Genomic DNA, 20,372 nt, shown 5'->3' with positions numbered 1-20,372 from the left:
TCTTGCGCGCGACTCTCTCGCGCTGCTGTTTAGATCACGCGCGCGCGAGTGAACAGCGCCCGCGCGTGTGGAATGGCCGGCGCCCCTGCACCGGCCCCGTGCCTTACTGCAGCCCCTGCCCCGGCTTGGGGTTCGTCATCCGCATGGCCTTGGCCGGATCGCGCCACATCTGCTGCAGCACGTCCTGGCGCTTGATGTCGCGGCGGTGGCGCAGGGTCAGAAGGATCGCGCCGATCATGGCGACCAGCAGGATCAGCCCGGCCAGCTGGAAGGGCAGCAGGTAGCGGTCGTAAAGGATCAGCCCCAGCGCATGGGTGTTCAGCGTGTTTTCCACGATGGGCGCGACGCGGGCAGCCTCGGCCGTCGCGGCGGATTCCCAGATTCCGAAGGCGATGCCCAGCTGCGCCATCATCACCAGCGCGATCAACAGCCCCAGCGGAAGATAGCGCGCGAGTTCCCCCTTGAGCGCGGCGAAGTCGATGTCGAGCATCATGACCACGAACAGGAACAGCACGGCCACGGCGCCGACATAGACGATCACCAGCAGCATGGCGACGAACTCGGCGCCTTGCAGGACGAACAGTCCCGCGGCCGAGATGAAGGCCAGGATCAGCCACAGCACCGAATGGACGGGGTTGCGCGAGATCACGACCATGAAGCCCGAGACCACGACGCTCAGCGCGAACAGGTAGAAGGCGAAGGTCATCATTTCTCGTCTTCCTCCTCGGCAAAGACCGACTGCGCCAATTCCAGCGCCTTCTGCATGGCGGGCAGGCCGCCGAACATGCTCATCTGCCAGATCGTTTCGGCGATCTCGCGCTGGGTGGCGCCGGCGGCGCGCGCGTGGCGGACGGCCAGGCGCAGCTGCGGCTCGGCGATGGCGCCCTGGACGGTCAGCGCGCCGATGGTCAGCAGCAGGCGGGTCTTGGCGTCCAGCCCTTCGCGGTTGAAGGTGCGGCCGAACCACATCTCCATCATGTCTGCGGACATGGTGGGGAACATCTTTTCCAGCGCCCGGGGATCGAACTTTTCCAGCGCCGGATTGAAGGCGCGCGCCATCTCCTGCCCCGACTGGAGCATCTGCTGGAACAGCTTGGTGAACCCGTCGCTCATCGGTAGGGCGCGTCCAGCTGGAGGTTGCGGGCGATCTCGGCCTCCCAGCGCTCGCCGTTCTCCAGCAGCTTGGCCTTGTCGTAAAGCAGTTCCTCGCGGGTCTCGACCGAGAACTCGAAGCTCGGCGTTTCCACGATGGCATCCACCGGGCAGGCTTCCTGGCAGAAGCCGCAGTAGATGCACTTGGTCATGTCGATGTCATAACGCGTGGTGCGGCGCGAGCCGTCCTCGCGCGGCTCGGCGTCGATGGTGATCGCCTGCGCCGGGCAGATCGCCTCGCACAGCTTGCAGGCGATGCAGCGTTCCTCGCCGCTGGGATAGCGGCGCAGCGCGTGCTCGCCCCGGAAGCGCGGCGACAGCGGGCCCTTTTCATGCGGGTAGTTGAGGGTGGGCTTCGGCGCGACGAAGTACTTCATCCCGAGGGCAAAGCCCTTGATGAAGTCCCACATCAGGAAATACTTCGTGGCGCGGACGATATCGATCGCCATTACAATGTCTCTCCGACAGCATCCACGCCGCCCTCGGGCGCGGCATAGCGATCCATCGCACCGACCAGGATGCGCTTGACCGAACCGTCCGGCGTGATCCCGTGAGGGGCCAGCGCATCCAGCAGGAACTGGGCGAATTCGGCCTTGTCGTTCTCGGTGGCGTCGCGCAGGGCGACCGCGATTTCATTCGTGATCAAGGCTTATCCTCCGACAACGGTTTGGCCGATGGGAACCAGGTGATCCCAGCGCGCCCAGGCACCGCCAAGCACCTGGTAACGGGCCAGGAAGGCGATTAGCACGACCCAGGCCAGCGACAGCGGCAGGAACACCTTCCAGCCGACCCGCATCAGCTGGTCATAGCGATAGCGCGGCACGATGGCCTTCACCATGGCGAACATGAAGAACCAGAAGACCATCTTCAGGAACATCCACAGCGCCCCGTCGGGGATGCCCGGGATGGGCGACAGCCAGCCGCCGAAGAAGAGGATCGAGATCAGCGCGCACATCAGCCAGATGGCGATGTATTCGCCGCCCATGAACAGCAGGTAGGGCGTCGAGGAATATTCGGTCATGTGCCCGGCGACCAGTTCCGATTCCGCCTCGGCCAGATCGAAGGGCGGGCGGTTCGTTTCGGCCAGGGCGCTGACGAAGAACAGCACCAGCATCGGCAGGTGGGGCAGCCAGTACCAGTTGAACAGGCCATAGGCGCCACGCTGGCTTTCGACGATGCCCGACAGGTTCATCGTCCCGGCCGAGATGATCACGCCGATGATGATGAGGCCCAGCGACACCTCGTAGGAGATCATCTGCGCGGCCGAACGCAGCGAGGCAAGGAACGGATATTTCGAGTTCGAGGCCCAGCCGCCCATGATCACGCCGTAAACCTCGAGCGAGGACACGGCGAAGATGAACAGCACGCCCACGTTGAGGTTCGCCATCACCCAGCCCGGCGCGAAGGGAATGGCCACCCAGGCGAACAGCGCCAGCATCATGCTGAGGAAGGGCGCCAGGAAGAAGACGAACTTGTCGGCCCCCGAGGGCACGACGATTTCCTTGAGCACGTACTTGATCGCGTCCGCGAAGGTCTGCAGCAGGCCCCAGGGACCGACCACGTTGGGCCCGCGCCGCATCTGGACGGCCGCCCAGATCTTGCGGTCGCCATAGACCAGCCAGATCAGCGACAACATCACGAAGGCGATCAGCGCCAGCCCCTGCGCCAGCAGGATCACCGTATAGCCAAGGGGGGACGCCCAGAATTCAGCCATGTGTTCGTTTCCCCCTTGTCATGCGGCCGGAATGCCGCGGTCCTTGCAGCTTCGCAAGGTGTCATCGGTTTCCATGACCCTCAGCCCCATCGGCTTCGAGTCGGACAGCGTGAAGACCGAGCCGACCATCAGCTTGCCCCGCTTCTTGTCTTGCACGGTGCGGATGTGCCGGCCGAAGTCCTTGCCCTGGTTCTTGGCCCAGCCCGCCAGCGCGCAGGTGGCATAGGCGAAGGCGAGTTCGGCGTCCACCCCCGCGCGCAGGTTCGCGGTCACCTCGACCAGCTCGCCCTTGCGGTCGCCGGCCACGGGATCGACCCGCGCGGCGATGAAGTCCTCGGGATCGGCCACGAAACCCGCGGGAAGCGCGGGAAACGCGGGCTGGGTGCGGGCCGCGAACTCCTCCAGCGCCTTCTGCTGGGCGGTGGGCAGGCGGCGCGGCTCGGGCGAGACGATGTCGAAATTGGCGATATCCGCCGCCGACAGGTCCAGCCCGAGGTTGACCTCGAGTTCGGCAAGCTCGGATTCGGTGACCTCGAAGGCGTCGCGTCCGGCGGGGCTGTCCAGCGACACCTCGGTCACGGAGCCGTCGGGTTCCAGGATCAGGATGTCGCCCGACTTTGTCGAGACCCGCGCGCGGCTGAGCCGGGTGCCTGCCGCGCTGCGGTCGACGATCTTGACGCCCACCGCCTCGGGCTTGGACTTCGGCGGGGTCGCCAGGCCCAGGCCCTCCGGCTCGGGCGAGCAGGCGGCAAGCCCCGCCAGGGCCGTTGCGGCGATCAGTGCGGTGATCGCGGGGCGCATCCTGTCACTCCGCCGCAAGCGCGGGCGCGCGCCGCGCCGAGGCCATGGCCGAAAGCTCGGCCATCAGCCCCGAAGAGCGCGCGATCGGGTTGGTCAGGTAGAAGTCCCGGATCGCGTTGCGGAAGGTCGCGCGGCCCAGCGCGGCTGCTTCGACCGGCTGCCAGGCATTCGCCGGCACCTCGTCGATCTGCGCCAGGTGCGGGACCGCCTCGATCAGCGCGCGGCGCAGGCCCGCGAGATCATTCCACGGCTGCGTCCGGCCCAGTTCGGCCGAAAGGGCGCGCAGGATCGCCCAGTTCTCCTTGGCCTCGCCCGGGGCGAAGTTCGCCCGCATCGCCAGTTGCGGGCGGCCCTCGGTGTTCACGAAAAGGCCGCTTTCCTCGGTGTAGCAGGCGGCGGGCAGGATCAGGTCGGCGCGATGCGCGCCCCGGTCGCCGTGGCTGCCCTGATAGATCACGAAGGGCCCGCCCTGGTCGCGAGGAGTGATCTCCACCTCGTCGGCGCCCAGGCTGTAGATCACCTCGGCGCCCTCGATGGCGGCGGCCAGCCCGCCCTCGGTCACGGCGCCCACGTCCATGGCGCCCACGCGCGAGGCCGCCGTGTGCAGGACCAGCAGCTTGCAGTCGCCCTGCTCGCAGATGCGCATGGCGTGGGCCAGAACCGCCGCCCCGTCCGCCTCGCGCAGGGCGCCCTGCCCCACGATGACGATGCCGGGCGTGCCGTCCCTGTTCGCCAGATCCTCGTTCAGCACGCCCGCCAGGGCGTCGCGGTCGGTGCCGAAATGGTGGTAGTCATAGGTCAGGTCCGCCGCCTCGCCCACCAGCGCCACTTGCGCGCCATGCAGCCAGGCCTTGCGGATGCGGGCGTTCAGCACCGGCGCTTCGATGCGGGGGTTGGTCCCGATCAGCAGGATGCGCTTGGCGCCGTCGATATCCGTGATCGACGCCGTGCCGACGTAAGCAGAGCGGTTGCCCGCAGGCAGACGCGCGCCGTCCGTGCGGCATTCGACCTTGCCGCCCAAGCCCTCGACCAGCTGCTTCAGCGAAAAGGCTGCCTCGACCGGGGCCAGGTCGCCGACAAGGCCGGTGACCTTGCGGCCCCGCATGGCCGAGGCCGCGGCTTCCAGAGCCTCGGACCAGGTGGCCGGGCGCAGGCGGCCGTTCTGGCGGAGATAGGGCTTGTCCAGCCGCTGGCGGCGCAGCCCGTCCCAGACGAAGCGGGTCTTGTCGCTGATCCACTCCTCGTTCACGTCGTCGTGGTTGCGCGGCAGGATGCGCATGACCTCGCGCCCGCGGGTGTCGATGCGGATGTTCGACCCCACCGCGTCCATGACGTCGATCGACTCGGTCTTGCGCAGTTCCCACGGACGGGCGGTGAAGGCATAGGGCTTCGAGACCAGCGCGCCCACGGGGCACAGGTCGATGATGTTGCCCTGCAGGTTCGAATCGAGCGTCAGCCCCAGGTAGGAGGTGATCTCGGAGTCCTCGCCCCGGCCGGTCTGGCCCATCTGCTCGATCCCCGCGACCTCGGTCGTGAAGCGCACGCAGCGGGTGCAGGAAATGCAGCGCGTCATGTGCGTCTCGACCAGCGGGCCGAGGTCCAGGTCCTCAGACGCGCGCTTCGGCTCGCGGTAGCGGCTGAAGTCCACGCCATAGGCCATCGCCTGGTCCTGCAGGTCGCATTCGCCGCCCTGGTCGCAGATCGGGCAGTCCAGCGGATGGTTGATCAGCAGGAACTCCATCACCCCTTCGCGGGCCTTGCGGACCATGGGGCTGTTGGTGCGCACCTCGGACGGCGCGCCTTCCGGGCCGGGCCGCAGGTCCTTGATCTGCATCGCGCAGGAGGCCACGGGCTTGGGCGGCCCCCCCACGACCTCGACCAGGCACATGCGGCAGTTGCCGGCGATCGACAGCCGCTCGTGATAGCAGAAGCGCGGCACCTCGATGCCGGCCAGCTCGCAGGCCTGGATCAGCGTCAGGTTCGGATCGACCTCGATCAGCTGGTCGTCAATCTTGATGGTGCGAAGATTGCTCATCTTGCTGTGCCTTGCGCTTGTGCCTCAGTCCAGCCGGACAAAGGTCTTGTGCTGATACTCGGTCCATTGGGCAGCGTCGACAATGGTCATCGTCGCCGCACGGTCAGGACGATAGAGGACCGTGCCATAAATGGTGCTTGCCCGCCTGTAGGGAGCGGAGTGCTGCGCCGTCGCCTGCCAGCGCACACCCTGCGCGTCGGTGCAGATGATGGTCGCCGCGCGGGGATTGCCCCAGATGCGGATCAGGGGATGTCCCACCAGGTCCCGTTCCTTGCGGACGTCGGAACCGGGCGCATCCACCACGCAGTCGATGCCGCCGGGCGACAGCACGTCGAACCGCATGACATAGATGTCCACGGGCGTCCCCGGCTGCCGGCCAACGGGCGCGGCCAGCGCGACATCGGCCAGCAGCATCGTCGCGGCGGCGGCCACGGTGATGCCGATGCCGATCCAGCGCACCGCCCGCTTCATTTCGCCACCAGCAGCGAGCCCGTCACCGTCCTGTTCGCGATTTCCTGCCGGCCCAGGCGGCAATAGCTTTCCGGGTCGCCCTTCTTCACGCCGTTGCGGGCCATGTAGTCGTCGGCCACGGCATAGATGCGCTTGCGCTCGGCCTTGTCGTCGAGAAAGGCATTCACCTGCTGGCGCGTGTAGCCCTTGTCCAGGGCATAGCGCTCGAGCGCGCGGGCCTGGCTATAGGCATACAGCATGCGCGCATCCAGCGTCGGGCATTCGCGGCGGATGCGGTCGGCGATGCGCGCGGCGATCAGGCGGTCGTTGATGTAGCGTTCCTGGCTCAACGGCTCCAGCGCGGCGGCGGGGGCCAGCGTGCCCAGGGTCATCAGCCCGGCGGTCAGGGCGGCAACAATCTTTCCCGAAGTCATGGCGATCCCCTTGTTGCAGATGCCTGCAACATAGGAACGGACCCCGTCATTTGCGCGACCCGGGCCGGTCAGGCCGCCGTGATCCGCGGGATCGTGCCGGGCGGCCATCAGAACCACTCCTTCCGGCGGATCTCGTAGGTTTCATGGAACTGCTCGTCCGAGCGCGTCATGTAGATGATCGCCTCGATGAAGGCGATCACGCCCACGATCATGGTCGGCAGGAAGAAGGCGACCCAGCCCAGCAGGGTGCAGCCCAGCATGATCAGCCCGGCCCTGTTGAAGCCGAGGTAGAACTTGTGGACGCCGAACGAGCCGAGAAAAAGCGCCAGCAGCCCGGCGACGAACTTGTTCTTCTCGCCATAGGCCGCGGCATGGGGGCTGTTGGGGTCGGGATAAACCTCGACCGCGGTGTCTCCTCGCGTCTGGAAATCGACCCACACGCCCGCGCGGGCGATCTGGCCGCTGCCCAGAAGGTCAGCCTCGCCGAAGGTATAGCGGCGGCCGTCGGCGCCGGTGATCACACCGTCGCCCGACTGCGCGTCGATATGGAGGATCTGACCCTTCACGCTTCAGCCTCACTCCGCCGCCATCGCGCCCATGCGGCCGGTGCGCTTGGCCTTGATGCGGTCCTCGATTTCCTCGCGGTAATGCCGGATCAGGCCCTGGATCGGCCAGGCGGCGGCATCGCCAAGGGCGCAGATCGTGTGGCCCTCGACCTGCTTGGTGACGTCCAGCAGCATGTCGATCTCCTCGACCTCCGCCTCGCCGCGCACCAGCCGGTCCATGACGCGCATCATCCAGCCCGTGCCCTCGCGGCAGGGCGTGCACTGGCCGCAGCTTTCATGCTTGAAGAAGGCCGACAGGCGCCAGATCGCCTTCACGATGTCCACGGACTGATCCATGACGATCATGCAGGCCGTGCCGAAGGACGACTTCAGCTCGCGCATCCCGTCGAAGTCCATGATCGCGTCCTCGCACAGATGCGCGGGGATCACGGGGCAGGATGCGCCGCCGGGGATGATCGCCTTGAGGTTCTTCCAGCCACCCCGGATGCCGCCGCCGTGCTTTTCGATCAGCTCGCGCATCGGGATCGACATGGCCTCCTCGACCACGCAGGGCGTGTTGACGTGCCCGGTCAGGCCGAACAGCTTGACGCCCGCGTTGTTCGGGCGGCCGAAGCTGGCGAACCACTCGGCGCCGCGCCGCAGGATGGTGGGGACGACGGCGATGGATTCGACGTTGTTCACCGTGGTCGGGCAGCCGTAAAGGCCCGCGCCCGCCGGGAACGGCGGCTTCATGCGCGGCATCCCCTTCTTGCCCTCGAGGCTTTCCAGCAGCGCCGTTTCCTCGCCGCAGATATAGGCGCCCGCGCCGTGGTGCAGGAACAGGTCGAAGTCCCAGCCCGATTTCGCCGCGTTCCTGCCCAGAAGCCCCGCGTCATAGCATTCGTCGATGGCGGCCTGCAGTGCCTCGCGCTCGCGGATGTATTCGCCGCGCAGGTAGATATAGGCCGTGTGCGCCCCCATCGCGAACGAGGCGATCAGCGCGCCCTCGATCAGCGTGTGCGGATCGTGGCGCATGATCTCGCGGTCCTTGCAGGTCGCGGGCTCGGATTCGTCGGCGTTGATGACCAGATAGGACGGGCGGCCGTCGCTTTCCTTGGGCATGAAGGACCACTTCATGCCCGTGGGGAAGCCCGCCCCGCCCCGGCCGCGCAGGCCGGATTTCTTCATCTCGTCGATGATCCCGTCACGGCCGCGCGCGATGATCTCGGCGGTGCCGTCCCAATGGCCGCGCGCCCGCGCGCCCTTCAGCGTGCGGTCGCCCATCCCGTAAAGGTTGGTGAAGATCCGGTCCTGATCGCTCAGCATCGCGTGTGTCGTCCTATCGTTCGCGCGGCGCGCCGTCGCGCCGCCGCCAGATCCGCCAGGTCACCAGCAGCGACCAGACCAATGCCCCGATCGCCGCAAGATCGGCGAGAAAGGCGTATTCCACAGGCCAGCCATAATGCCCGCCCGCCCAGTTTGCGGCCAGCCAGGCCAGCATGGCCACGGCGATCACCCCGCCCACCAGCCGCATCTGGCCCGTGTCGTCAGGGGAACGCCGGGGCCCGGTCATAACGATTCACCGGTCCCCACCGAACCGGAATGCGCCGTCTGGGGCGTTTCGGCAAGCGCCGCCTTCCCCTTGCCACGCCGCTTCATCCGGCCCGCGTCCGTCGTCTCGGCCGTGGAAGCCTCGGCCGCCGTAAAGGTCACCGCCTGCAGGGGGTCGAGTGCTGCGCCCTGCGGCGCGCCCTCCATCCCCTGTGGGCGCTGGGGGCGCGCGACCGGAACATGCGCGATCGCGCCATCGTCCCGCCTGATCGAGCGGCGGGGAAGCGCGTCAGGGTCCTTGGCGCTTTCCACCGGGTTCTGCCATTCCTCGGCATCCTCGGCGCCCTGGCAGAACAGGATCACCAGCAGCGCACCCAGCAGCCCGGCGGTCACGAGGCCAAGGAACAGCCCCGGCAGCACCCCGATGCCGCCGACACCCGCCGTCAGGGCGAAGACGACCAGCCCCATCACGGCGGCAAAGATCCAGCATTGGCGTGCGCAGGTGCTCATGGGCGTCGTTCCTGTCCCTGGGGCCTCAGTTCACTCGGTGTCCTTCGCGTCGGCGGGCTGGCCCGCCGGCTCCCGCTTGGACGGGGGCCGCGCGGCCGAGGTCCCGGCCGCCTCCTGCACCGTCACGCCGGTCTTGTCCACGGGACGCCCCTCGCCGGGATGGGGATCGTATTCCCCTTCGCCCCCGGCCTCCTCGGGCTGGCGCACCCAGGGGGTCAGCAGCGGCACCTCGGTCCCGTCGATGCGCTTGACCGTGTCGCGCTGCCTGACTGCCAGCGTGGCTGAGGCGTTCATCTTCTCGGCGCGCTCGACCGAGGCCAGCGCCACCGGCCCACCCAGGGGCTCGGACGAAAAACGGCCGTTCTGCGGCCCCGGCACCGGCACCTGGCCCTCCGCCAGCGCATCGATCAGCGCCGAAAGCTTCTCGGCCGTCAGGTCCTCGTAGTAATCCTTGCCGATCTGGACCATCGGCGCGTTCGAGCAGGCCCCGAGGCATTCGACCTCTTCCCACGAGAAGTTGCCGTCGGCCGAGACCACATGCGGGCTGGCGGCGATCTTCTCGCGGCAGACGCGGATCAGGTCGCCCGCGCCGCAGATCATGCAGGTCGTGGTGCCGCAGATCTGGATATGGGCAATCTTCCCAACCGGCTGCAGCTGGAACATGAAGTAGAAGGTCGCCACCTCCAGCGCCCGGATGTAGGACATGCCCAACATCTCGGCCACGTATTCGATGGCGGGCCGCGTCAGCCAGCCTTCCTGTTCCTGCGCCCTCCACAGCAGCGGGATGATGGCCGACATCTGCCGGCCTTCGGGGAACTTGGTCATCTGCGCGCGCGCCCATGTCAGGTTCGCGGGCGTGAACTCGAACGAGTCGGGCTGGACGGGGGCAAGGCGGCGCAGCATCAGGCGGGCACTCCGGTAACGGCGGGGGTCGCCGGACGCGGCGACGGGTTCATCACGGACAGGCTCACCGGTCCACCTCGCCGAACACGACATCCGAGGTGGCGATCAGAGCGGTCACGTCGGCCAGCATGTGGCCCTTGGCCATCCAGTCCATCGACTGGAGGTGGCAGAAGCCGGGCGCGCGCAGCTTGGCGCGGTAAGGCTTGTTGGTGCCGTCGCTGACCAGATAGACGCCGAACTCGCCCTTGGGCGCCTCGACGGCGGCATAAACCTCACCCGCAGGGACCTTGAAGCCTTCGGTGTAAAGCTTGAAGTGGTGGATCAGGCTTTCCATGTCGCGCTTCATGTCCAGCCGGCGCGGCGGCGTCAGCTTGCCGCGCGCCAGCACGTCGCCTGCCGGTTCCGCCTTCAGCTTGGCCACGGCCTGGCGGATGATGCGGACCGACTGGCGCATCTCCTCCATCCGCAGCAGGTAGCGGTCGTAGCAGTCGCCGTTGGTGCCGACAGGAACCTCGAAGTCGAACTCGTCGTAGCATTCATAGGGCTGCGAGCGGCGCAGGTCCCAGGCAAGGCCAGAACCGCGCGCCATGATCCCCGACCAGCCCCAGTCCAGGATGTCCTGTTCCTTGGCGATGCCGATGTCCACGGTGCGCTGCTTGAAGATCCGGTTTTCCGTGATCAGCGTGTCGAGGTCGTCCACGACCTTGGGGAAGTGGACCGCCCAGTCGTCGATGTCGTCGATCAGGTCGGGCGGCAGGTCCTGGTGGACGCCGCCGGGGCGGAAATAGGCGGCGTGCAGCCGCGCGCCCGAGGCCCGCTCGTAGAAGATCATCAGCTTCTCGCGTTCCTCGAAGCCCCACAGCGGCGGGGTCAGCGCCCCAACGTCCATGGCGCCCGTGGTCACGTTCAGCAGGTGGTTCAGGATGCGCGTGATTTCCGAGAACAGCACCCGGATCAGGCTGGCGCGGCGCGGGATCTCAACGCCGGTCAGGCGCTCGATCGCCAGGCACCAGGCATGCTCCATGCACATGGGCGACACGTAGTCGAGCCGGTCCATGTAGGGCAGGTTTTGCAGATAGGTGCGGTCCTCCATCAGCTTCTCGGTCCCGCGGTGCAGCAGGCCGATATGGGGGTCCACGCGCTCGACGATCTCGCCGTCCAGCTCGATCACCATGCGCAGCACGCCGTGCGCCGCCGGGTGCTGAGGCCCGAAGTTGATGTTGAAGTTGCGGATGCGCTGTTCGCCGGTCAGCACGTCGAAGCTGCCGTCGTCATACGTGTTGCTGCGGATGTCGCCGTCCATCGGCCTACCCCCTTGCTGCGGCATGGACCCTTCCGGCCAGCCGCTCGGCAGATTTCGTCATCACCGGCCCGGAACGCTCGCCGTTCTCAGGCCCGGACCTCATTTCTTGCCATCCGCCGTCACGCCGATGGTCGCCGGAGCCTTCTCGTCGCCCGGCAGCAGCTGGTGCGTGCCCTCCCAGGGCGACAGGAAGTCGAACTTGCGGTATTCCTGGGTCAGGTTCACCGGCTCGTAGACGACGCGCTTCTCGATGTCGTCATAGCGGACCTCGACATAGCCCGTCGTCGGGAAGTCCTTGCGCAGCGGATAGCCCTTGAAGCCGTAGTCGGTCAGGATGCGGCGCAGGTCCGGGTGGCCCGAGAACAAGATCCCGAACATGTCGAAGACCTCGCGCTCGAACCAGTTGGCCGTCGGGATCAGGCCGGTGATCGAGGGCACCAGCTCGTCCTCGCGGATCGCGGCCTTCAGGCGGATGCGCTGGTTCGTGTACATCGACAGGAAGTGCCAGACGACGTCGAAACGAGCCGGCCGCTCGGGGTAATCGACGGCCGTGATGTCCACCAGCGTCGAGAAGCGGCAGGCCGGATCGTCGCGCAGCGCCTGCACCAGCCCGACGATCGCGCCGGCATGGACCGTCAGCGTCAGCTCGCCGAAGGCCACCTTGTAGTCCAGCACGTCGTTCGGACGGCGGGCGGCGATCATCTCGCCCAGTTCGGCCAGCGCCTGGGGATCGGGATAGATGGCCATCGCTTACCTCACCAGGGTGCCGGTGCGGCGGATCTTCCGCTGCAGTTGCAGGATGCCATACAGCAGCGCCTCGGCCGTGGGCGGACAGCCCGGGACATAGACGTCCACCGGCACGATCCGGTCGCAGCCGCGCACGACGGAATAGCTGTAATGGTAATAGCCGCCGCCGTTCGCGCAGGACCCCATAGAGATCACGTAGCGCGGCTCGGGCATCTGGTCGTAGACCTTGCGCAGCGCGGGCGCCATCTTGTTGGTCAGCGTGCCCGCGACGATCATCAGGTCCGACTGGCGCGGGCTGGCGCGCGGCGCGGTCCCGAAGCGTTCGAGGTCGTAGCGGGGCATCGAGGTGTGCATCATCTCGACCGCGCAGCAGGCCAGACCGAAGGTCATCCAGTGCATCGAGCCGTTGCGGGCCCAGTTGATGATGTCCTCGGTCGTGGTCAGCAGGAAGCCCTTGTCCTGCAACTCGCGGCTGAGCGCCTGGGTCGCGACCTCGCGGTCGGGCCCGGCGGTGTTCAGGCCGGTCTGCACGCCTTCGGGAAAGATCAGCCCCGACTTGACATGGGTGGGGTGGCCGCCGTGATGCGCGGGGCCCGCCCCCGTGCCGATGGCCGATCCGATGTTGCCGCCGGTGTCGCCGGCCGCGCCCGCGTCCGTGCGCATGTCGTCCGTCACGCCCATTCGAGGGCCCCTTTCCGCCATTCATAGGCAAAGCCGATGGTCAGCACCGCCAGGAAGACCATCATCGACCAGAAGGCCACGTCGCTCATCGTCGAGATGTTCAGCGCCCAGGGGAACAGAAACGCCACCTCGAGGTCGAAGATGATGAACAGGATCGAGACGAGATAGAAGCGGACGTCGAATTTCATCCGCGCGTCGTCGAAGGCGTTGAAGCCGCATTCATAGGCGCTGGTCTTTTCCGGGTCCGGGTTGCGGACCGCGATGATCCAGGCGGCCAGAACGAGGATGATCACCAGCGCCGAGGCCATGCCCAGGAAAACAAGGACCGGCAGATATTCGGATAGCAGATAGTCCACGAGGCGGGCTCCCCTGACGGCGCGGCGCCCGGGGGCGCGGCGTGGCTTGGCTAGGGCCTCATTTAGACGCGGCGGCCCCGGGGGTCAATGCGACCCGCCCGTCTTCCGGCCCGTTCAGATCGCGGTATAGCCGCCATCGACCAGGTGGTAGCTGCCGGTGATGAAGCTGGCGCGGTCCGACAGCAGGAACAGGGTCAGGGCGGACACCTCCTCGGACGTGCCCAGGCGGCCGGGGGCGTGGCGCGCGGCCAGTCCCTGCAAGGCGGCCTCGTCCATGGTGTCCTGGATCAGCGGCGTCAGGATGAAGCCCGGGCCGACCGCGTTCACGCGGATGCCGCGGGGGCCGTATTCCCATGCGGCGGTCTTGGTCATCCCGACCACGCCGTGCTTGGCCGCGACATAGGCGCTGGACCCGGCAAAGCCCACGCTGCCCAGGATCGAGGCCATGTTGACGATCGACCCCTTGGTCCCCGCCGCGGCCATGGCGGCAAGCTGCGCGCGCATCCCGTAAAGGACGCCGTTCAGGTTGATGTCGATGACGCGCTGCCAGCCGTCCAGCGGATAATCCCCGGCGTCCGCATGAGGGCCGCCGATGCCCGCGTTGTTGACGGCCATCGACAGCGTTCCGGGCAGGCTTTCCGCCGCCCGCACCAGGGCGTCGGCATTGGCAGGATCGGCCACGTCGCCCCCGACGGCCACGGCCTTGCCGCCCGCCGCCTCGATCTCGGCCACGACCTTGTCGGCCACCTCCTGCTTGAGGTCGCCCAGGACGACGCCGGCCCCGGATTGCGCCAACTCAAGGGCGATGGCGCGCCCGATGCCCGATCCCGCGCCGGTGACGATGGCGACGCGGCCCGAGAAGTCGAACGTGATGTCGGATGCGGACATGGGAACCTCCTTCGATCGCAGCCTGCCGGTGGAACGAACCGGCCGCCGAAGTGGTTGCCCCTGCCCCGCAGCCGCGGCGTCACTGCGGCATCACGCCGCCGAAACGCGCGCCTTCCGCCGGGGCGCCTCTTCCGCCGGACGCCGCCGCGCCGCCGTTTCCAGCATCGGCGCCAGATAGCGGCCGGTGTGGCTTTCGGCGACCTGCGCCACGTCCTCGGGCGTGCCTTCCGCCACGATCCGCCCGCCGCCGTCGCCGCCCTCGGGCCCGATGTCGATGATCCAGTCGGCGGTCTTGATGACGTCGAGGTTGTGCTCGATCACCACAACCGTGTTGCCCTGATCGACCAGCCGCTGCAGCACCTCGAGCAGCTTGCGCGTGTCGTCGAAATGCAGGCCCGTCGTGGGCTCGTCGAGGATATACAGCGTCTTGCCGGTGGAGGCCCGCGAAAGCTCCTTGGCCAGCTTCACCCGCTGCGCCTCGCCGCCCGACAGGGTCGTCGCCTGCTGGCCGACCTTGACATAGCCCAGCCCCACCTGGACCAGCGCGTCCATCTTGGACCGGATCGAGGGCACGGCCTTGAAGAACTCCTGCGCGTCCTCGATGGTCATGTCCAGCACGTCGGCGATGGACTTGCCCTTGAACTCGACCTCGAGCGTCTCGCGGTTGTAGCGCTTGCCCTTGCAGGTTTCGCAGGTGACGTAGACGTCGGGCAGGAAGTGCATCTCGATCTTGATGACGCCGTCGCCCTGGCAGGCCTCGCAGCGCCCGCCCTTGACGTTGAACGAGAAGCGGCCGGGGCCGTAGCCGCGGGCCTTCGCCTCGGGCAGGCGGGCGAACCAGTCGCGGATATGGGTGTAGGCGCCGGTATAGGTCGCCGGGTTCGACCGGGGGGTGCGCCCGATGGGGCGCTGGTCAATGTCGATGACCTTGTCGAGATGTTCCAGCCCCTTGACCGCACGCGCGGGCGCGGGCGTCTGCCGCGCCCCGTTCAGCCGCATGGATGCGGTCTTGAACAGCGTCTCGATGGTCAGCGTGGACTTTCCGCCGCCGGAAACACCCGTCACGCAGACGAAGCGGCCCAGCGGGAAATCGACGGTAACGTCGTGCAGGTTGTTCCCCGTCGCGCCCTCGACGGTCACGGCCTTGCCGTTGCCGGGGCGGCGTTCGGCCGGAACCTCGATGGCCCGCGCACCGGACAGATACTGCCCGGTCAGGCTGTCGGGGTTCGCCTCGATCTCGGCAGGCGTGCCCTTGGCGACCACCTGCCCGCCGTGCACCCCTGCCCCCGGCCCCATGTCGAAGACATAGTCGGCGTGGCGGATCGCGTCCTCGTCATGTTCCACGACGATGACCGAGTTGCCCTGGTCCCGCAGCCCCTTCAGCGCGTCCAGCAGCCGGTCGTTGTCGCGCTGGTGCAGACCGATGGAGGGCTCGTCCAGCACGTAAAGCACGCCCGTCAGGCCGCTGCCGATCTGGGACGCGAGCCGGATGCGCTGGCTTTCCCCGCCCGACAGCGTGCCCGCCGCGCGGGAAAGCGTCAGGTAGTCGAGACCCACGTTCACGAGGAAGCCCAGACGCTCGCGGATTTCCTTCAGGATCGGCGCGGCGATCTCGGCCTTCTGGCGCGACAGCGTGGGCGCGACCTCGCCCATGGTGTCCAAGGCCTCGCGGATGGACAGGTCGGTGACCTGGCCGATGTGGCGGCCCGCGATCTTCACCGCCAGCGCCTCGGGCTTCAGGCGGTTGCCGTTGCAGACATGGCAGGGGCGGCTGTTCTGGTAACGCTCGAGCTCCTCGCGCGACCAGGCCGAGTCCGTCTCGCGGTAACGGCGCTCGATGTTGGGGATGACGCCCTCGAAGGTGCGGCTGACCTCATAGACGCGGCCCGCGTCGTCGAAGCGGAAGCGGATCTCGTCGCTGCCCGACCCGTGCATCAGGACGTGGCGGACGTGATCCGGCAGGTCGCGCCACGGGGTCTTGCGGTCAAAGCCGTAATGCGCGGCCAGCGCGTTGATCGTCTGGGTCAGATAGGCCGACTTGGACTTGGCCCAGGGCGCGATGGCCCCCTGCGCGACCGACAGGCCGGTGTCGGGAACCACCAGACGCTCGTCGAAGAACAATTCGACCCCCAAACCGTCGCAGGCCGGACAGGCGCCCAGCGGGGCGTTGAAGGAAAACAGCCGTGGCTCGATTTCCGGGATGGTGAAGCCCGAAACCGGACAGGCGAAGTTTTCCGAGAAGGTGATCCGCTCGGGCTCGCCCTCGGCCGGGGCGGTTTCGAGGATAGCGATGCCTTCCGCCAGGTCCAGCGCGGTGCGGAGGCTGTCGGCAAGGCGCGTTTCCAGCCCCTCGCGCACGACAATGCGGTCCACCACCACGTCGATGTCGTGGCGGAACTTCTTGTCCAGCGTGGGCGGGGTATCAAGCTCGTGGAACGCCCCGTCGATCTTGACCCGCTGGAAGCCGCGCTTGCGCAGGTCCAGCAGCTCCTTTTCGTAGGCGCCCTTGCGGTCGCGGACGATGGGGGCCAGCAGATAGGCGCGCGTCCCCTCGGGCAGCGCCATCACGCGGTCCACCATGTCCTGCACCTGCTGCGCCTCGATGGGCAGGCCGGTCGCCGGGCTGTAAGGCGTGCCGGCGCGGGCGAACAGCAGCCGCAGGTAGTCGTAGATTTCCGTCACCGTTCCCACGGTGGACCGCGGGTTCTTCGAGGTCGTCTTCTGCTCGATGGAAATCGCCGGCGACAGGCCCGAGATGTGGTCCACGTCGGGCTTGCCCATCATGTCAAGGAACTGCCGGGCATAGGCCGACAGGCTTTCGACATAGCGCCGCTGGCCTTCCGCATAGATAGTGTCAAAGGCAAGGCTGGACTTGCCCGACCCCGACAGGCCGGTGATCACCACCAGCGAGTCGCGCGGGATGTCCATGTCCACGCCCTTGAGATTATGCTCGCGCGCGCCGCGCACCTCGATGAACTTCTGTTCCATGCGGACCTCTCGGGGGGACAAGGGCAACAGATAGGCAGGCCGCGCCGGAACGCAAGCGCCTTGGAACATCATGCGAACATCTGCGCTGAACCCCGCTTGTCACACGGGCGTGCCGCTGGCAGGCTGAACCCGACCCCCTTTCGGAGCCCGCCATGATCCGCCTGCTTCTGTCCTCGGCCGCCATGCTGGGCTTCGCCAGCGCCGCGCAGGCCGACTATGTGCTGCATGTCCTGCACACCAACGATTTCCACAGCCGGATCGAGCCGATCAACGCCTTCGATTCGACCTGCGACGCCGAGACGCTGGCCAAGGCCGAGTGCTTCGGGGGCGTCGCGCGGCTGAAAGCCGCGATCGACGCGCGACGCGATGCAATCCGTGCCGAGGGCGGCAACGTGATCGTGCTGGACGCGGGCGACCAGTACCAGGGCAGCCTGTTCTACACGACCTACAAGGGCCGGGACACGGTCGAGTTCATGAACGCCATCGGCTATGATGCCATGAGCCTCGGCAATCACGAATTCGACGATGGCCCCGAGGGCGCGGCGGTGCTGCTGGACGGCGTGAAGTTCCCGGTCATGTCGGGCAACCTCGACGTGTCGCGGTCGAACGTGCTGGCGGGCAAGCTGCGCCATACCGTCACGCTCGATGTGGGGGGCGAGAAGATCGGCCTTGTGTCGGCGCTTGCGATGGACACGCCCGAGACGGCCTCGCCCGGCCCCTCGGTGATCTTCCAGGACGACATGGAAAGCCTCAAGGCCGGGGTGCAGGCGCTCGAGGACGAGGGCGTGGACAAGATCATCGCCCTCACCCACGTCGGCTATCCCCGCGACCTGGAGTTCGCCGCAGGGGTGCCCGGCCTCGACGCCATCATCGGCGGCCACAGCCACACCCAGCTGGGCGACATGGAGGGCGCGGCCGGCCCCTATCCGACCCGCGCCAGGGGTTCGGACGGCGCCGAGGTTCCCGTCGCAACCGCCTATGCCTACGGCAAATACCTGGGTGAGCTGAAACTGACCTTCGACGATGCGGGCCGCCTGACCGCCGCCGAGGGTGCGCCGATCCTGCTGGACGCCAGCCAGCCCGAGGACAAGGCCCTCGCCGCCCGCGTGACCGAGATGGCCAGGCCGCTGGACGAACTGCGCCAGAAGCAGGTGGCCGAGATCGCCGTTCCGCTTGGTGCCGACCGGACCGACTGCCGGGCGCGCGAATGCGTCATGGGCAGCGTCGTGGCCGACGCGATGCTGGCGCGGGTGGCGGCTCAGGGCATCGACATCGCGATCCAGAACGGCGGCGGGTTGCGCGCCTCGATCGACGCGGGCCCGGTGACCATGGGCGAGGTTTATGACGTCCTGCCCTTCCAGAACTCGCTGTCCACCTTCCGGGCCAAGGGCTCGACCGTGCTGGCCGCGCTGGAAAACGGTGCAAGCCAGGTTGAGGAGGGCGCGGGCCGCTTCGCCCAAGTCGCCGGTCTGCGCTACGCGCTTGATCCCGCCGCCCCTGCGGGCAGCCGGATCAGCGACGTGCAGGTGAAGGCCGCCGAGGGCTGGGCGCCGATCGACCCCGAGGCAAGCTATGGCATCGTCACCAACAACTACCTGCGTGGTGGCGGCGACGGCTATGCGATGTTCGCGACCGAGGCCACGGACGCCTATGACTTCGGCCCCGACCTCGCCGAGGTCCTCGCCGACCACCTGTCGCGGCAGGGACCCGGCTACGCCCCGGCGCTCGACCGCCGCATCACCGTGAAATGAGGAGGCCGGGATGGCCACGCAGCATTACGCCGGAAGCTGCCAGTGCGGCGCCATCGCCTTCGAGGTCGATGCCGACCTGGACGAGACCTTCACCTGCAACTGCTCTCGCTGCCGGCGCATGGGCTGGACGCTGGCCTTCCTGCCCGAGACCGCCTTCACGCTGACCCTGGACGGACCGACGACGGAATACCTGTTCAACACGCACCGGATCTCGCACCGCTTCTGCCCGACCTGCGGGATCGAGCCTTTCGCCTACGCCGAAAAGGACGGGCAGAGGATGGTGGGCGTGAACGTCAACTGCCTTGACGGGGTGGACGCACGGGCGCTGAATAGCAAGGCGGTGGACGGCGCGAGCTTCTGAGCGGCCCGCGAGGCTGCCGCATCATGGCCGGCAGCCGTTCCCCCGCAGGTGGCGGAAACCGCACGGACCGTCAGGAAAAAGGAGGGGGCTTCAGCCGCCCGTGTGGCTCATGTGCCGGGTCATCTGGCCCGCGACCCCGCGCGAATAGTCGAAGTCGTGGCCCTTGGGCTTGCGGGAGATGGCGGCGCGGATCGCATCCTTCAGGGCCTCGTCGCCGGGGCTGGCGCGCAGCGGGGCGCGCAGGTCGGCGCGGTCCTCCTGCCCGAGGCACATGAACAGCTCGCCCGTGCAGGTGACGCGCACGCGGTTGCAGCTTTCACAGAAGTTATGCGTCAGGGGCGTGATGAACCCGATCTTCTGGCCCGTTTCCTCAAGCCGGACATAGCGCGCGGGGCCGCCCGTCCGCTCGGCCAGAGGCGTCAGGGTGAAGCGGGACTCGAGCCTCCGGCGCAGGTCGCTGAGCGCCCAGTACTGGTCCAGCCGCGTCTCCTCGCCCATGTCGCCCATGGGCATGACCTCGATGAAGGTCAGGTCGTGCCCCTGTTCGCCGCACCAGTCGATCAGGGGGAAAAGCTCGTCCTCGTTGAAGCCTTTCAGCGCCACCGTATTGATCTTGACGCGCAATCCGGCGGCCTTGGCGGCGGCGACGCCGTCCATGACCTGGGCCAGGCGGCCCCAGCGGGTGATCGCGGCGAACTTGTCGGCGTTCAGCGTGTCCAGCGAGACGTTGATGCGCCTGACCCCGCAATCCGCCAGTTCATCGGCAAAGCGCGCAAGCTGGCTGCCGTTGGTGGTCAGGGTCAGCTCGTCCAGTCCCTGCCCCAGGCGATCCGACATGGCGCGGAAGAAGGACATGATGTTGCGGCGCACCAGGGGCTCGCCGCCCGTGATCCGCAGCTTGCGCACGCCGAGGTCGACAAAGGCGTTCGACAGGCGCCCCAGCTCCTCGAGCGTCAGCAGCTCGGCCTTGGGCAGGAACTGCATGTGCTCGGCCATGCAGTAGGTGCAGCGGAAATCGCAGCGATCGGTGACCGACACCCGCAGATAGGTGATCGGGCGGGCGAAAGGGTCGATCAGCGGGGCAGCGGACATGGACGTTACATAGGTCCGTGTCGTCCGGGGCACAAGAATGGGCGCCTTGCCGCCGAGCGGCGGCCCGGGCGTGGACAGCGGCACGGGAAGGAGCGCAATCTCGGCGTGCA

At 67.6% G+C, this 20,372-nt stretch carries 23 protein-coding genes; 2 read left to right on the top strand and 21 right to left on the bottom strand.

The genetic code is table 11. The features are described 5' to 3' along the window. Positions 1-103: 103 nt before the first annotated feature. From CK240_RS05500 to uvrA, 20 genes are all read right to left on the bottom strand, one after another. Complete coding sequence (locus tag CK240_RS05500) at positions 104-709, bottom strand: NADH-quinone oxidoreductase subunit J (protein ID WP_095639339.1); 606 nt, start codon at positions 707-709, stop codon at positions 104-106. Beyond that, positions 706-1,113 (bottom strand): carboxymuconolactone decarboxylase family protein, encoded by a 408-nt coding sequence (locus CK240_RS05495; RefSeq protein ID WP_095639338.1) that lies wholly within the window; start codon positions 1,111-1,113, stop codon positions 706-708. The genes CK240_RS05500 and CK240_RS05495 overlap by 4 nt, the downstream gene beginning before the upstream one ends. Beyond that, positions 1,110-1,601, bottom strand: a complete 492-nt coding sequence (gene nuoI, locus CK240_RS05490; RefSeq protein WP_095639337.1) for an NADH-quinone oxidoreductase subunit NuoI — start codon at positions 1,599-1,601, stop codon at positions 1,110-1,112. Before nuoI ends, CK240_RS05495 begins: the two co-directional genes overlap by 4 nt. Beyond that, positions 1,601-1,798 carry a hypothetical protein gene (locus tag CK240_RS05485; protein WP_095639336.1) on the bottom strand — a complete coding sequence of 66 codons (198 nt, stop codon included), beginning with the start codon at positions 1,796-1,798 and terminating at the stop codon, positions 1,601-1,603. Before CK240_RS05485 ends, nuoI begins: the two co-directional genes overlap by 1 nt. Before the next feature lie 3 nt (positions 1,799-1,801). Further along, complete coding sequence (gene nuoH, locus CK240_RS05480) at positions 1,802-2,866, bottom strand: NADH-quinone oxidoreductase subunit NuoH (protein ID WP_095639335.1); 1,065 nt, start codon at positions 2,864-2,866, stop codon at positions 1,802-1,804. Positions 2,867-2,884: 18 nt separating this feature from the next. Further along, positions 2,885-3,667, bottom strand: coding sequence for a hypothetical protein (locus CK240_RS05475; RefSeq protein WP_095639334.1), 783 nt, complete (start codon positions 3,665-3,667; stop codon positions 2,885-2,887). Between the two features lie 4 nt (positions 3,668-3,671). Further along, positions 3,672-5,702 carry an NADH-quinone oxidoreductase subunit NuoG gene (gene nuoG, locus CK240_RS05470; protein ID WP_095639333.1) on the bottom strand — a complete coding sequence of 677 codons (2,031 nt, stop codon included), beginning with the start codon at positions 5,700-5,702 and terminating at the stop codon, positions 3,672-3,674. Between the two features lie 24 nt (positions 5,703-5,726). Then, on the bottom strand, positions 5,727-6,173 hold the full coding sequence (locus tag CK240_RS05465; RefSeq protein WP_095639332.1) for a hypothetical protein: 447 nt from the start codon (positions 6,171-6,173) through the stop codon (positions 5,727-5,729). Next, positions 6,170-6,586 carry a DUF5333 domain-containing protein gene (locus tag CK240_RS05460; protein ID WP_240517300.1) on the bottom strand — a complete coding sequence of 139 codons (417 nt, stop codon included), beginning with the start codon at positions 6,584-6,586 and terminating at the stop codon, positions 6,170-6,172. The genes CK240_RS05465 and CK240_RS05460 overlap by 4 nt, the downstream gene beginning before the upstream one ends. Positions 6,587-6,693: 107 nt before the next feature. Next, on the bottom strand, positions 6,694-7,152 hold the full coding sequence (locus CK240_RS05455; RefSeq protein WP_095639331.1) for a TM2 domain-containing protein: 459 nt from the start codon (positions 7,150-7,152) through the stop codon (positions 6,694-6,696). 9 nt (positions 7,153-7,161) lie between these two features. Next, positions 7,162-8,457, bottom strand: coding sequence for an NADH-quinone oxidoreductase subunit NuoF (gene nuoF / locus CK240_RS05450; protein WP_095639330.1), 1,296 nt, complete (start codon positions 8,455-8,457; stop codon positions 7,162-7,164). A gap of 13 nt (positions 8,458-8,470) precedes the next feature. Continuing rightward, positions 8,471-8,704 (bottom strand): DUF5337 domain-containing protein, encoded by a 234-nt coding sequence (locus tag CK240_RS05445; RefSeq protein WP_095639329.1) that lies wholly within the window; start codon positions 8,702-8,704, stop codon positions 8,471-8,473. Continuing rightward, complete coding sequence (locus tag CK240_RS05440) at positions 8,701-9,192, bottom strand: hypothetical protein (protein WP_095639328.1); 492 nt, start codon at positions 9,190-9,192, stop codon at positions 8,701-8,703. Before CK240_RS05440 ends, CK240_RS05445 begins: the two co-directional genes overlap by 4 nt. Positions 9,193-9,222: 30 nt before the next feature. Beyond that, on the bottom strand, positions 9,223-10,095 hold the full coding sequence (gene nuoE, locus CK240_RS05435) for an NADH-quinone oxidoreductase subunit NuoE (RefSeq protein ID WP_095639327.1): 873 nt from the start codon (positions 10,093-10,095) through the stop codon (positions 9,223-9,225). A gap of 64 nt (positions 10,096-10,159) precedes the next feature. Next, on the bottom strand, positions 10,160-11,398 hold the full coding sequence (locus tag CK240_RS05430; RefSeq protein WP_095639326.1) for an NADH-quinone oxidoreductase subunit D: 1,239 nt from the start codon (positions 11,396-11,398) through the stop codon (positions 10,160-10,162). Positions 11,399-11,497: 99 nt separating this feature from the next. After that, positions 11,498-12,145: an NADH-quinone oxidoreductase subunit C gene (locus tag CK240_RS05425; RefSeq protein WP_095639325.1), complete on the bottom strand. Its 648-nt coding sequence runs from the start codon at positions 12,143-12,145 to the stop codon at positions 11,498-11,500. Between the two features lie 3 nt (positions 12,146-12,148). Further along, positions 12,149-12,676 carry a NuoB/complex I 20 kDa subunit family protein gene (locus CK240_RS05420; protein WP_090755707.1) on the bottom strand — a complete coding sequence of 176 codons (528 nt, stop codon included), beginning with the start codon at positions 12,674-12,676 and terminating at the stop codon, positions 12,149-12,151. Positions 12,677-12,816: 140 nt separating this feature from the next. Beyond that, positions 12,817-13,182, bottom strand: a complete 366-nt coding sequence (locus tag CK240_RS05415) for an NADH-quinone oxidoreductase subunit A (protein ID WP_095639324.1) — start codon at positions 13,180-13,182, stop codon at positions 12,817-12,819. A gap of 114 nt (positions 13,183-13,296) precedes the next feature. Beyond that, complete coding sequence (locus tag CK240_RS05410) at positions 13,297-14,070, bottom strand: SDR family NAD(P)-dependent oxidoreductase (protein WP_095639323.1); 774 nt, start codon at positions 14,068-14,070, stop codon at positions 13,297-13,299. A 90-nt stretch (positions 14,071-14,160) separates the two neighbouring features. Beyond that, a complete protein-coding gene (uvrA, locus tag CK240_RS05405) occupies positions 14,161-17,058 on the bottom strand; it encodes an excinuclease ABC subunit UvrA (RefSeq protein ID WP_095639322.1) in 2,898 nt (965 codons plus the stop codon). Positions 17,059-17,210: 152 nt separating this feature from the next. Here uvrA and CK240_RS05400 point away from each other — a divergent pair, with 152 nt between their 5' ends. Together CK240_RS05400 and CK240_RS05395 are read left to right on the top strand one after the other, a co-directional pair. Continuing rightward, on the top strand, positions 17,211-18,809 hold the full coding sequence (locus CK240_RS05400; protein ID WP_095639321.1) for a bifunctional metallophosphatase/5'-nucleotidase: 1,599 nt from the start codon (positions 17,211-17,213) through the stop codon (positions 18,807-18,809). Positions 18,810-18,819: 10 nt separating this feature from the next. Continuing rightward, on the top strand, positions 18,820-19,170 hold the full coding sequence (locus CK240_RS05395) for a GFA family protein (RefSeq protein ID WP_095639320.1): 351 nt from the start codon (positions 18,820-18,822) through the stop codon (positions 19,168-19,170). A 90-nt stretch (positions 19,171-19,260) separates the two neighbouring features. On the opposite strand, the gene moaA is transcribed toward CK240_RS05395, so the two are convergent. Then, positions 19,261-20,262, bottom strand: a complete 1,002-nt coding sequence (gene moaA / locus CK240_RS05390; protein WP_095639506.1) for a GTP 3',8-cyclase MoaA — start codon at positions 20,260-20,262, stop codon at positions 19,261-19,263. Positions 20,263-20,372: the final 110 nt, after the last annotated feature.

The sequence above is a fragment of the Paracoccus salipaludis genome, assembly GCF_002287065.1.
GTDB lineage: Bacteria > Pseudomonadota > Alphaproteobacteria > Rhodobacterales > Rhodobacteraceae > Paracoccus > Paracoccus salipaludis.
Note: the sequence above shows the minus strand (reverse complement) of the source record. Positions and strands in the feature narration are given on the sequence as shown.